At 61.6% G+C, this 245-nt stretch carries 1 tRNA gene; it reads right to left on the bottom strand.

What is annotated here, in order from left to right:
- Positions 1 to 68: 68 nt before the first annotated feature.
- Positions 69 to 144, bottom strand: a tRNA-Ala gene (locus TSH64_RS01500).
- Positions 145 to 245 lie beyond the last annotated feature (101 nt).

The raw sequence follows: 245 nt of genomic DNA on the forward strand, positions 1-245 counted from the left end.
GTGTTGTGGTTCCTTCCAACGGTCCTCGAAGCTGAGCGGCTCGGCGTCCCTCGACACCATCTTGTGAATGGTGGAGGCGGACGGGATCGAACCGACGACCTCCTGCTTGCAAAGCAGGCGCTCTCCCAACTGAGCTATGCCCCCGATCGGCTCTCCTCACGGAGACGCGCGCGACCGCTAAACATGGTGGGCCAGGGAGGATTTGAACCTCCGACCTCACGCTTATCAAGCGCGCGCTCTAACCA

Origin of the sequence: Azospirillum sp. TSH64, assembly GCF_003116035.1 — a bacterium.
In the GTDB taxonomy this organism is placed as follows: domain Bacteria; phylum Pseudomonadota; class Alphaproteobacteria; order Azospirillales; family Azospirillaceae; genus Azospirillum.